Here is a 12,105-nt window from a genome sequence, read left to right as displayed (position 1 = left end):
GTTGAAAAGTAAGGCGTAGGCAATAGCTTACGCTTTTTTTTTTGTTGTGCATCCTCCCTAATTGAACACCTACCCACGCTTACAGCCATAAGGGATATAAGTAAAATGATATTCTGAAAAGAACTGTTTGGAACAAGCATACAGGGGGGGATAAGTAGCTGTTCGGAAATACTAACAAACGTTCCAATGGCAGCAGGTAAGCTTAATTCGCCCCTACAACCACTTGCTTTACGTTATAGCGTAAAAAACTCATAAACTATCGAATTTACTTGTTTTTTAGTAGCAATTGTTGGATAATTAACCATAATAAAAAACGGACGTAAAAAAGAACTCCAACGTGTCTAAGTGGGATTGCAGTCCCCTTAAACCGTTCCCCCTACCTGAACTAGGGAAAACACCTGTCGAAGTTCTTTGTAACTAACATATTAGTACATTCATTTTAGTGTATTTTACTGTTAGTTTCAAGGAAAAAATGTTGTTTTTTTCATTAGACCACATTTAAAAGACGCTGTTTCCCTTAATCTTTATCGGGATCAGTGTCTTTTTTATTGTCCTCTAAGGAGGAAATACCATGTTATCCGGAAGAATTGAAAGTTTTGCAGAATATAGCCAATTTGATAGTTTGAAATCCTTCAACAACACGATTGAAATGTTCCTAGCAGACCATAAGAAAGACTTCACTAAAGGCGAACTGGTGGCATTTAAACGCCTAGTACGTTACTCTTCGAAGTATTTTGGTGTTGCTAATGCAAAGATCGGAACGTTATTGAAAACAATCAATGAAAAATTAAATGGATTCGGTATCAGTCGTTCCACCTTTGAACGCATGCTGAGGAAGGCGAAGGGTTTCGGTATATTGACCGTGAAGAACACGGTTAAACGTAAGGGTGGAAAGGGTCATAATGTGTTTGTCTTCAACACAATTGATGTATTGAAAAAGAGAATTTTGACGCATTGCGAGAACACCGACAAGCCTTGTGAGAGTAAGGGTGAACAGCCAGATATAGAAAAAGAATCTATTATTCTTTTAGAATCTAGTAATACAAAACAAGAAAGTAATAATATAAGCGATAATAAGATAATGAAGGCCGTTTTCAATAGAGTACAAGATGCTATCAAGGAAGGTTCCACCATTACATACCTATCCAGTTACGTTGATAGAGTTTTCAGATCAATGGAACGTCAAGCTTTACATATGGAAAATAACCGTCAAAAGGCATTAAGAAAGAAACGTGAAGATGAGGCACGTAAATTTTTAAATCCAATCAAAGACGTACCATTGGTTAACTGGTTAGAAATGTAAGGGAGAGATACATAAAAATGAAAAAATATATTACTTTTGTTGGACAAATTTTAATGGGTATTTCTATTTTATTTCTTGTTATGAAAATATTTTCAGTTTCAATAGCAGTACCAACATTTTTATTAGGGTTATTTATTTATATCTATGGGAGATTAAATCATAAAAAATCTCAATAGGGATGTTACCCTGCTGTGAAAAATAACGTGGCAAAACTTCCGTATTCCCGTTTGTTTACGTGGGGGGGGGGAGCAGCCATAACGCAAAATAGTCATTACACCAACTTTGGCTGGTGAATACCACAGCGCATAATGTCGGTATTTTGGTCATAATCATATGGAATACATACAATGCTACGGTTCTTTACTAATCACCTCGGAGGTGGAATCGTAGCAAGCATGGTATCCAAAAAAATGCATGTGGGATGCAGAACTACTTTACATAATGGCCCTTCTCGGAAGTTGATATTTTCACAAAGACAGTGATATCAATGGTTTTAAAAGGGCATCAAATTATCCAATATACAGGATTTGATACATCGTTGATATAAAGCCTTTTGTCGGAAAATCATTTTACGTATTTCTCGTTTTTATTGCATAAAAGACGGGCGGGTTTCATGGAGAGAAAAATGAACCATGATCTAATTTTGGTTTTTCTGAATGAACTAAAGGGGCAGGTTAGTTGCATTATTACAAAGTTTACTCGCACAGTGAATGACGTTTGCTGTCACAATGTGACTTTATGGATATGTGTAGTACTGTCTCTCGGTTTATTCGTACTGTGTACTTAAAGTTTGTATCTTTTTGAATAAAACTCACCTATAAAAGCCAGATTATAAAAATGATAAATTCGACTGATACAAATGAGGGTCCTTTATGAACCAAGTTGGTGTTAATGAAAAGGATAAAGTATCTCCATTGTATGTATTTTTTTTAGTGCATTCTATGCAAACAGGATTAGGCGTGTTGAATTTTCAAAGAGATTTAGCAAAGGCGACGGGAAGGGATGGATGGATCTCCATACTTCTAGCCGGACTGATGGTTCAGATATTCATTTGGCTTATATATAAGATTTTTAGTATTGTTCCTGGTGATATCATTTCTGCTAATAATTATGCATTGGGTAAATGGATAGGGGATTTTTTCAGTCTCTTATTCATTATTTATTTTTTTGTCCTTGGAATGACGATCATTATCGGCTATATAAATGTTGTTCATATTTGGATGTTTGAGGAGGTACCTTCTTGGGCGTTAGCTTTGGTTTTCCTGATCCTGATTTATTATATTCACACGGGAGGGTTCCGAACCGTTACTGGTATCGCCTTTTTAACTGTTATCGTTTCATACTGGCTTTTAATTGTACCTATATATGGGTTTAAATACGCTGATTTCACCAGTCTTTTTCCTGTTTTCGATCATACTTTAATCGAAATAATGAAAGGTACTAGAAGCGTTTCGTTAGCAATGCTTGGTTTTGAAATGCTCCTGATGTTTTATCCATTCATCAAGAATGCTGAAACATCAAAAAAGTATGCTCACGGAGGAGCCTTAGCCACTACGTTATTGCTCCTATTAATTTATTTTGTTTCAACAGTCTTTTATTCACAGAAACAGTTGGTCATTTCCCTATGGCCAACACTCACAATGACCAGCGTCATTGAATTACCCTTTATTCAACGTTTCGAATACATAACTGTTTCTTGGTGGGCCATTGTTATCATACCCAATATGGTCATTCCTTTGTGGGCTGCCAGCAGGGGTGTCAAACGCTTATTCAATGTCCAACAAAAGTATCCCTTATGGGTAATGTCTATAATCATACTACTTATCAGTATATTTTTTTTCGATGTCGATTCCTTATATATATTAGATAAAATAATCAATCCATACTGCGTGTGTTTCATTGTTTTATACTTGCCTCTTCTTTTGGTTTTCATAAGTATAAAAAAATGGAGGAAACTTTTATGACAAAGTTACATTTATATAAAAAGCAGAATAAAATGTAAGATATTACTTTGATTATTCTTTTAGTTGATGCTATGACACAGAATTTCTATCTCACAGTTTGTGTCAACTCTGTGATAAGTTTTATAGAACCTAACGGGTCCTTTACTTCAATAAGGGAGGTTGCTGCGGCAGCCTTTTTCTTATGGCACTAACGGGGCAGGTTAGTTCCATAAGCATAAGTGTATTCGTACTGTGTGCTAAAGGTCTTCTTTGGTATTACCTTCAATCGTATAGGCCATAATATGACCATGATGAAAATACTTAAATACATTGCACTTATAATAGGATTTACTTTATGGGGTATATTTATTTGGTATATGATTTATTCGGCTTTTTACCTCAAATACTTTCATTAACACGTGCTCAAAAAATGAGGTGTAGTTAAATGTATGAAACATGGATTTATAGTCATTTCATAAATACCGGTTTCTTCCCGATTTTAGTGATTGGTGGATGGATAGTTATATCAGTTATCTTTATTAAATTTGTAACTAGAAAAAAAATATAAAGATAATCCATCCCAGTTGTTTGTTTTATTAACTATATTTCAAGGAAGCCTAATGGCACAGTTTAGATCAACTCTGCGATAATTCTTATGGAACTAACGGGTGCGTTAGTTCATTAAGGGAGTTGCTTTGGCAGCTCTTTTTCTTATGGAGCTAGTACACAGTTCATTCAGACTGTGACATTAATTCTTTCATTACCTGTTTAATGAATACTAATAAATTACATGAGGAATATTAAACATTCTAAATGTATTTATAAGGAGACTTCTGTTTAATGAAAGTATTCTCAATTTTTTTATTTGTAGTTCTCTTAGCGACTCTTTTTTATCTAATGATAAATTTCTAATCACCGGTATAACTCACAGGTCAAATATTACATATTAAGAGAGGTGCTAAACCTGTATTTATTAAAATAATTTCACTTTACATTCTTATATTTCTCTTTATTACAGCATCTATTTATATCTTTCGTTTCTTTTCCCTAATAAGTGAACAACCCAGTTACAAACAGAAAAATCGAGGTGAAGTTTAATGTATAGCACCTGGATCTATAAGAATTTCATCAATACAGGGTATTTCGTGCTCCTAGTAATTGTTGTATGGATAGTACTATCCATTCTCTTTATCAAATTTGCAACTAGGAAAAAAGGGTAAAGTGATCTATACAGTTGTTTGTTTTCTTAGTTTTATTTTAGGAAATCCTAATGTCACAGTTTGTGTCAATTCTTCATTAAGGGACACAAAAATGATCAATTTTTTTTCAAAACGATCAAGTTAATACAAGAAACCTTTCAAGTATTTCGGTCATACAGGCCGTTTAATAGTTTTGTGAACTTTTATATTGAGTAAAACGCTAACACTTGTTATACGGCTTGCTAGGACCTTAAAAACACAACCTTATAGTAAGTTCTTCGACTTAAATACACTTCGCAAGCACTCATTGATTAATTCGGACTTAACTCCACTATCAACGGAATCAATAACTGAAATCACATCAGTATCGAAGTAAAAGCCCCGATACACCTTTTTTGCTTTCTTCCCTGATAGCAATCTATCAATGTTGTCGCTGGTCTTTTTACTAGCATTAACACTATTGGTTTCGGGGGTAAATTGGATAGTATCTTGCAACGTGCTTGCTACTTCCTTGCTAGCCTTTTTACTTTCATTATTACTAACCTTTTTGCTATTGGTTTCACTTTTCTTTTTGTGTGGAATCTTCTTGAATACCTCATCTATAGGAAAATCAAAGATACTTTTATCTTTTCCCGTAAAGGTGTATTTGCTTTCGGTTGCCACCCAAACTAAACCAAGTTCTTTTATCTTAATCTGGATTGTTCTGTCAGAAACATTATATTTGTTAGCAAGATCTTGTATCTTCAATTCCCTATTTTCAATAGCTTGTACCATATCTCTTACTAGCACTTTAATCCCTCCATAACTTTTATTTTGAAAGTTGTTTTATATAATAAATTAGGCAATACACTATATTATTCAATGCTAACAATTTACTTTCCTTTCTACTTTTATAATTACTTTCACCTTGTACCGAATGCTCCTAGAATGTGGGTTGTGATTTTTTAATAAGCTTCGGTTTCATCTGAAATGCAAGCAGAACCTAATAAGGAAACACCACTACAAGAAAAAAGAACGGATAGGGAAACTCGCGATTTAGGTCAAGTTGTTGCTGGTAACAATCCATCCGTAAAACGGTAAAACGAACGTACCAAATCGGACAAAACACAGGCGAATCTTTAAGTAAAAATATTGCTAAGTTTCGTGAAAATTATAGAAATGATTAATAACAAAAATGAGAAGGGAAATTGGATTTTCTCTTCTCATTTTTGTTATTAATACACTGGACACAAACCGGACATTTATAAAAAAATATAGTGGACACAAACTGGACATTGTATTAAAATAAGGGGACATAAAGTGGACATTCACTAATTCGACATGTACCCATAGAAACACTAGGCTTTGCCTAGCTCCACAACGTAGTTGGGGACAGTTTTTCCTTATGCTCTTTCTCTTTTTAGACAGTGGAAAGCCTGAATTTAATTTTTATTCAAAAGGAGAGTGAAGCAATGGAGTTAAAGATAAGAAATGTTGACCCATTTGTAGTGAAAACATTTGATGAAATGGCAAAGAAACGATCCATATCCAGACAAGAACTTTTAAATTCAATACTTACTAAAGTTGCATATGAACACGGAATGAATGAAAGCGAAGCACAACTGAAAATGCTTGTTCAAAAAAATATTAGTGCCATGGAAAAAATGGCGGATAAAGTTGAGAAACTAGAAAATTTATTAAGCGATTTGATGGAAGAATAAATAATTAGAAAAGGTGATGATTTTATTGTCTAGTGAGGAAAAAGCAAGATTACGTTTATCGGTTAATCCAGAAGTGTTGGACTACATTGAAGAAATTAAGGAGGAACAAAATTTAAGTTTTAATGGTGATGCTGTTTCATTTTTAGTGGCTGATTATCAACGTCTAAAAAAAGAACAGTGGTCACTTAATTATGTTGCAGAAGTTGTAAGTAAGAATTTGCATGAGACATTAAAAGAAGAATTAACCAGGATTCGCTTAGGTACAAATAATACGGATCGCAACACTCAAATTATCACGGAAGTTTTAAACGGTATGCTTATTAATGATAACGTTGAAGGTCTTGTTACATCCGATGTAATGGAAGCCGAAGGTATTACAAGTGCTAAGAATGTGGTTCAAGAACGAATTGAAAATAAAAGACAAAAACGTGTTGAATGGGAAGTATCTCGTCAAAAATGAAGAAAGGGAAACCTCACTTTTAATGGTGGGGTTTCCCTTTCTCTATACTTTACTCGTCGTCCTGGCTCTTATCCTTCTTGCTCTGCTTGTAAGCAAGGATGCTAACAACAAGCGATCCGACAGGAGCGAGAGTCTTGATCGTCTCGAGGATCTGGTCAAACATTGCTATTCCTTCATTCGGCTTCTTTGTGTTCACAAGTCTATAAGGGATGCAGCTAAGAGTCAAAGCGACTCGGTGTGATGTAGGTTACAACATAAAGAGCAACCTAAGCCCCCTATTTTTTTTCTTAAAGTAATCTTTTTATTTTTTAAAGATCTTACTCCACCATGACTTTTTTTCCTCATTCATGACTTTTCGCACATCATCAATTGATAATGTTGACCATTTACGGTTTTTTACTTCGTTCACGTTATCGTTCATTCATCATTCATTCACTAGAATACTTGATTTGATAAGGGTTTTCCTACTTTTTGTTGTGAACGGTCTATAACGTCAGGCACGCCCGTTCACGTAGTGACCACTAGTTGCCTTAATGGCGGTTCTATTTTAAACAAATGGAAAATTACTCCTTTTTTATATAAAATCATGTAAAAATAAACATTCTATAAATATCAAAATAGATTTATATATAAGGTGGAGAGGCGTGAGAACATGGGGCATAGGCTTTTAAAGGCAGGGATATACGCTATTATCAATAAAAAATTAAATATAGTTTATGTTGGCGAAACTCAAGATTCCTTTTTAATTAGGTGGATTGAACACACCTCTCGAATTTTACATTTTTCAGATTATAGAGATAGAATCGTCTTGTATCTTGATAAAGACACTAAATATATTATTCTCAAAGAGTTAGATCGGACGCTTACGACAAAAGAATTTTATAAGTTCGAGTACGAAGCGATAAAATTTTACAAAGAAAAAGGATGGTGTGTTGTTTCTAGGCACAATTACAGTGAAGAAATGAAAGAATACGAGCGATTTAAAAAGGACTCTACCAACTTTTTTAGATATAAAAAAGCAATAAACCATATGATTAAAGTTTTAGGTTTGATTAACACGAAAAATAATAATGTCCCTTTGCTTTACAGCAAGTTATACAAAAAAATAAATAAGCATTTTGAAACTGATGTTTATAAAAGAGATGGGAAAAACGTTTTAGAAAGTCTGACTAAAGAGGAATTAGAATTTATAATGCTAGATTTATATCCAAGATATAATCAAAAAATTTTAGAAATATATCGAGAGGAATATGCAAAGCAAGATATTCAGCTAAGTCTGTTTTGAATTTTTCCTTTGTTTTAGGGTAGAGGTTGGCTGGGGTGTGGGGCTAAGCCCCGCATAGCGTGAAATTAAACCTAATGGGGGTACCACCAGCAAAACGCGAAAAAACCACGCTTAGGATTAAGTTCATTCAGAAAAGTTATTTCAAAAAGTAAAAATCTTTTGAAGGAGATGATTTTAGTGAGATTACATTTGATTGAAAATGCCATAGATTCTCTGAATTTCGGAAAGGATTTTTATCAAAAGTATTTTGATTTAGGAGACGACAAATATTTATCTGATGAAATTCCTGGTTATTTGAAAATGGTTGTAATTTGTTTTCATCAGAGTATAGAGCTATTTAACAAGAAGTTGTTAATGGATATTGAACAAAAATTAATAATAAACGAGAATTCTTTAGAAGAGTATGAGAGTGTTTTAAAGGCTAGTAAAGAAGATAAGCGTACATTAAGAATTGAGTATTTTATAATGTCTGAATCCTATAATTTTAAGACAATAGATTACTCTAAAACGATTGATCTTGTAAGGGATAATTTTAATTTAAATAAGGACGAGGTAAAGATTTTAGTCGATTTGGGCGTTACTCGGAATAGAATAACTCATTTTGGTATGGATAAAGTGTTAGATTTCTATGAGGTTATCAGAACTATCAATGATTCACTAGCATTGATAGTCGGATTCTATTACGAAAGATTAAAGTCTAACAGACAGATTTCACTTTATTACAGCAATATCTTTCAAGAACTAAATGAGCTTTTGAAGCAAGCTATTAAGGTTGAGAAGGAAGCTTGGGAGGTATATTACTCGATCAATTTTATGAATATAAATTATGTTTTTGATTCCTTAACAGATGAAGAATTTCAACTCGAATTAGAAAGAATGGGCTACTCGATTGAAATTGAATTAGGCGAATGCTCAGATTCACCAAATTTAAAAATGAAGATTTACGATAGGAAACGACAATTATTCAGAGAGCTTCAAACAATAAATATTCCACGTTTAGACGCTACGATATTATGTGAGAGTTTAGAAAATGGTCCAATTTTGTTAGTTATAGATCATTTAGGCATGCTGCTTGAAAAAGAAGAACATTGTTATAGATACTATAATTTAAAGCTTTATGATGATGTGATTAATGCGAAAGAGTGTTTTTGGGAAACTGATAGCAATAAGAAACACCAAAGATGCCAAAAAGATAGATTTACAGAGGAATTTATAAAACTTCAAATTAAAAACTATCTAAAGAAAAGTGGATTTGCTGAAGGTGGTTAAATCCGTCCCGTGGGTTCCTAACTCTAATTATTATCATTCTCTCTCATTTGCTCAACACGTATATGTTGGTCAATATTTATGTGGTGGTAGGTGCACCGATTGGCGTAAGGGGCATACTCTATAAACCCCCCCTTGTCCATACCCTTTAGGACAGTAGTCTTGCTGTATGCCGTTACGTAGTGCAGTTGTACAGCCCCTAAGGTGGGTCATACGAAGGTACGAGTATTAGTGGGTATTTGAAACTAGGGTAATTTTTTTCGCGCCTATATGGAACCTTCAGTGAGGTCTACGTTAATAAAAAAGCAACCTCGAAGAGGCGTTTACTGCATTGCATTGTATTTATTGTATTAACCTAATGTATTAACAAAATGGTTCACTTATAGAGTACTTAAAGTTATACTTAGCGTATTAAGGTTCTCCATTTTGGGTAACCCATTTTGGAAAGTTCGCAAAAAAAAGACCAGAGTGTTCCAGCACTCTGATCTAAAAAAATTCATGATGTTTGGTTTTTGATGTTTGTGTGCCATGTTGGTGGTTACACTAAAAGAAATAGTTTTTTTCAACGGACCCTAATTTCCAGATTAGGGTTTTTCCTTTTTATTACGTAAAAATCCAACTAACAAAAAGCCTCCAGTAGTATTTGAATCATCAGATGGTAGAAACTCATTTAAGTCTGATAACAATCCTACTAAATCAGCAGTAAAGCTTATTATTTCTAAGAAATTCATGATTACCCACCTCCCTTCTTGAAAGGCAGGAAAATCACCAAAAACATATTCTTGCTGTTCTGTTACTAATTTCCGTAAGAACTAAAAATTAGTTTTATCTTTCTAAGTATAATTCTAGCACACTCTTCATTCGAGGTGCTTGCTGTGGCCAATCGATTCTTTCTACTCCTAGTGTAACGTATTACAGTCCAATTTTTTATCTAATTGTTTAATAAAATTATAAGTTTCGGGTGCTTTTTGTCTAAGTAATTGATTTTTTACATAAAACATCTCCTTCTTTTCCCTTATTCTAAAAAAATCCCAGTCTTTTCGAATACCATCATAAACTATATTATCAATGGAATGCGCTAGCTCATGCAGCTCCAAATTGACGGAGCCATGCCCGTCACCCTTGTCACTCGCTCTGATTTTAACCAATCAGCCCATTCCGCCCATTTCGTATACGTCACCGCACGTGGTATCTATTAACCGCGTGGAATTTCTCCGATCTTTTAAAATTTTTTGACCCATAAACAACCCATGACCACTTTTGACCGTATGTTGCAAGCTATCAATTATAGGCTTCTTTTGTCAAAAGAATTAATATGGATAATTATCATAGCTGGATTGATCTTCATGATTGGCAATGGTTTGGGTTCACGTGTCAACTGCAGTTCCACTTGTTCAAGGTGGTTAGAGTAGATATGGACGTCCCCAAAAGTATGTACAAATTCGCCAACTTCCAGTTCACACACCTGGGCGATCATCATCGTTAAGAGCGCATTTTCCATACAATACTCTGGAGGACCGTCCGGAATAAGAAAATATAATCTACGTATCTCATAGCAAAGGAGTTAAGTATGAATGTCATTCTGTTTTTTTATGCTTTAGTATATCTATCTTTTTCTTTGTTTTCTTTTTTATTGACACATCTGCAAAAGGAGCTCATGTTAATGTCACAATGGACAAATTATCTTGATTTTACAGGTTCAATTTTAAGTGGCGTTATTGGTGGTTTAATGACGTATTACGGGGTTAAACTCACACTAGATAGAACTCAAAAAGATAAGGTAGAGGAAGATAATCGAACTTCTATAAAGGACATTATCAAGTTAATAAAGATTGTGGAACAATACTCGAGCAAAACTGAGGACGCTATGATGGATTTCAACATTTTTTTTAATAAGTATCCTTCCACAAAACAATATGAAGCTGGTTTTACAGCTGATCAGATTGAGTATTTCCAAAAAATTTATACTAAATGTCGTACTAAAAGCAAAGAAACTAGAAATGATTTTGAAAATGTTTACTATGATGCTTTAGAAGGAGCATCTCTTATAAATAGGGACACGATGTTATCTGTAACAAGAACATTTAATGAAATCAGAGAACACTTTAAAAGTGAGGGTTTAATAAAACCTGCAGTAACTTCTCAAGATGAATTTGAATTTTTGCAAGCAAACTATGATTTATTAAAATTAATGCGTAACTTGTTGAGAAATCTACAAAATGAGTTAACAGGTAGATTGGATAAAGATCTACATGATTACTATAAAGAATACAAAGATGAACCAAAAAAGCCATGAACGTATGCACGAATACTTAACTATAATCATGACCATGACCGCAGGAATCCATTGATATACATAGAATTAGTGTATGATGACTATATGGTGAACGAAATGAGGTGACTGCATGAACAAAGACATTAAATGGCTAACGGTATTAGACGTAGAAAAGCAGACCGGCATTCCTAATGCAACCATTCGAAGGTATATCCGGAACCATGGCCACCATCTAAACATCAAGAAAAAAGGCAAAAGCTACTTTATTGATTCCGAATCCATTCCGATCATGCTTGATATCCGAAAACTATATGATGATGGGATGACCCTTGAACAAGTAGAAGAAGCATTAATTGACACAGGCATGCCCGTGACTATAACCGTGACTGCAGACGATAAACAGGTGACTGTAAATGTCGCTGAAGCCTTACAGGACATGCAAAAAGCCATGGACGAACAGACTAAAGTCATTCAGTCATTGGTTGAGCAAATCCAGAAACAGCAAGAATACATAGATAACAAACTAGAAGAAAGAGACAGAAGGTTAATCGCGGATATAAAAGAAAATGAGGAGACTAAAAAGCAAGTTGCTGTTACTAATCAGGAAGAAGAAAAGAAGGGGTGGTTCGCCCGCCTTCTTGGTAAATAGATTGTATTTGTTATTGTACAAATAA

At 34.1% G+C, this 12,105-nt stretch carries 10 protein-coding genes and 2 pseudogenes; 8 read left to right on the top strand and 4 right to left on the bottom strand.

What is annotated here, in order from left to right; all coding sequences use genetic code 11:
- The first annotated feature begins 571 nt into the window (after positions 1-571).
- Together MHB45_RS28165 and MHB45_RS28160 are read left to right on the top strand one after the other, a co-directional pair.
- Positions 572-1,303, top strand: coding sequence for a hypothetical protein (locus MHB45_RS28165; protein WP_340908219.1), 732 nt, complete (start codon positions 572-574; stop codon positions 1,301-1,303).
- Positions 1,304-2,175: 872 nt separating this feature from the next.
- The gene (locus MHB45_RS28160; RefSeq protein ID WP_340908218.1) at positions 2,176-3,267 is read left to right on the top strand and encodes a GerAB/ArcD/ProY family transporter; all 1,092 of its coding nucleotides are present in this window, start codon (positions 2,176-2,178) and stop codon (positions 3,265-3,267) included.
- A 1,442-nt stretch (positions 3,268-4,709) separates the two neighbouring features.
- On the opposite strand, the gene MHB45_RS28155 is transcribed toward MHB45_RS28160, so the two are convergent.
- Entirely contained in the window at positions 4,710-5,234 is a 525-nt protein-coding gene (locus tag MHB45_RS28155) for a hypothetical protein (protein ID WP_340908217.1), read from the bottom strand.
- Positions 5,235-5,896: 662 nt separating this feature from the next.
- On the opposite strand from MHB45_RS28155, the gene MHB45_RS28150 reads away from it, so the two are divergent.
- From MHB45_RS28150 to MHB45_RS28135, 4 genes are all read left to right on the top strand, one after another.
- Complete coding sequence (locus MHB45_RS28150; RefSeq protein WP_340908216.1) at positions 5,897-6,145, top strand: hypothetical protein; 249 nt, start codon at positions 5,897-5,899, stop codon at positions 6,143-6,145.
- A gap of 25 nt (positions 6,146-6,170) precedes the next feature.
- Positions 6,171-6,605: a hypothetical protein gene (locus MHB45_RS28145; RefSeq protein WP_340908215.1), complete on the top strand. Its 435-nt coding sequence runs from the start codon at positions 6,171-6,173 to the stop codon at positions 6,603-6,605.
- A 652-nt stretch (positions 6,606-7,257) separates the two neighbouring features.
- Positions 7,258-7,890, top strand: a complete 633-nt coding sequence (locus tag MHB45_RS28140) for a hypothetical protein (protein ID WP_340908214.1) — start codon at positions 7,258-7,260, stop codon at positions 7,888-7,890.
- 177 nt (positions 7,891-8,067) lie between these two features.
- Complete coding sequence (locus MHB45_RS28135; RefSeq protein ID WP_340908213.1) at positions 8,068-9,159, top strand: hypothetical protein; 1,092 nt, start codon at positions 8,068-8,070, stop codon at positions 9,157-9,159.
- Positions 9,160-9,740: 581 nt separating this feature from the next.
- Here MHB45_RS28135 and MHB45_RS28130 read toward each other — a convergent pair.
- The 3 genes and pseudogenes from MHB45_RS28130 to MHB45_RS28120 form a co-directional block, all read right to left on the bottom strand.
- Positions 9,741-9,887 (bottom strand): hypothetical protein, encoded by a 147-nt coding sequence (locus MHB45_RS28130; protein ID WP_340908212.1) that lies wholly within the window; start codon positions 9,885-9,887, stop codon positions 9,741-9,743.
- Between the two features lie 168 nt (positions 9,888-10,055).
- Positions 10,056-10,304: pseudogene (locus MHB45_RS28125) on the bottom strand (anthrax toxin lethal factor-related metalloendopeptidase); the annotation flags it as partial.
- A 137-nt stretch (positions 10,305-10,441) separates the two neighbouring features.
- A pseudogene (locus tag MHB45_RS28120) lies at positions 10,442-10,651 on the bottom strand (thymidylate synthase); the annotation flags it as partial.
- Between the two features lie 168 nt (positions 10,652-10,819).
- Between MHB45_RS28120 and MHB45_RS28115 the strand changes: the two are divergent.
- Both MHB45_RS28115 and MHB45_RS28110 read left to right on the top strand, forming a co-directional pair.
- A complete protein-coding gene (locus MHB45_RS28115; protein WP_340908210.1) occupies positions 10,820-11,452 on the top strand; it encodes a hypothetical protein in 633 nt (210 codons plus the stop codon).
- Between the two features lie 109 nt (positions 11,453-11,561).
- A complete protein-coding gene (locus MHB45_RS28110; RefSeq protein ID WP_340908209.1) occupies positions 11,562-12,080 on the top strand; it encodes a DUF3967 domain-containing protein in 519 nt (172 codons plus the stop codon).
- Positions 12,081-12,105 lie beyond the last annotated feature (25 nt).

The organism is Peribacillus sp. FSL K6-5616 (assembly GCF_038008245.1).
Taxonomy (GTDB): domain Bacteria; phylum Bacillota; class Bacilli; order Bacillales; family DSM-1321; genus Peribacillus; species Peribacillus frigoritolerans.
Note: the sequence above shows the minus strand (reverse complement) of the source record. Positions and strands in the feature narration are given on the sequence as shown.

Coding starts and splice junctions, on each gene's coding strand:
- MHB45_RS28165 (WP_340908219.1), top strand. CDS start 572: ATGTTATCCGGAAGAATTGAAAGTTTTGCAGAATATAGCCAATTTGAT.
- MHB45_RS28160 (WP_340908218.1), top strand. CDS start 2,176: ATGAACCAAGTTGGTGTTAATGAAAAGGATAAAGTATCTCCATTGTAT.
- MHB45_RS28150 (WP_340908216.1), top strand. CDS start 5,897: ATGGAGTTAAAGATAAGAAATGTTGACCCATTTGTAGTGAAAACATTT.
- MHB45_RS28140 (WP_340908214.1), top strand. CDS start 7,258: ATGGGGCATAGGCTTTTAAAGGCAGGGATATACGCTATTATCAATAAA.
- MHB45_RS28130 (WP_340908212.1), bottom strand. CDS start 9,887: ATGAATTTCTTAGAAATAATAAGCTTTACTGCTGATTTAGTAGGATTG.
- MHB45_RS28115 (WP_340908210.1), top strand. CDS start 10,820: ATGTCACAATGGACAAATTATCTTGATTTTACAGGTTCAATTTTAAGT.
- MHB45_RS28110 (WP_340908209.1), top strand. CDS start 11,562: ATGAACAAAGACATTAAATGGCTAACGGTATTAGACGTAGAAAAGCAG.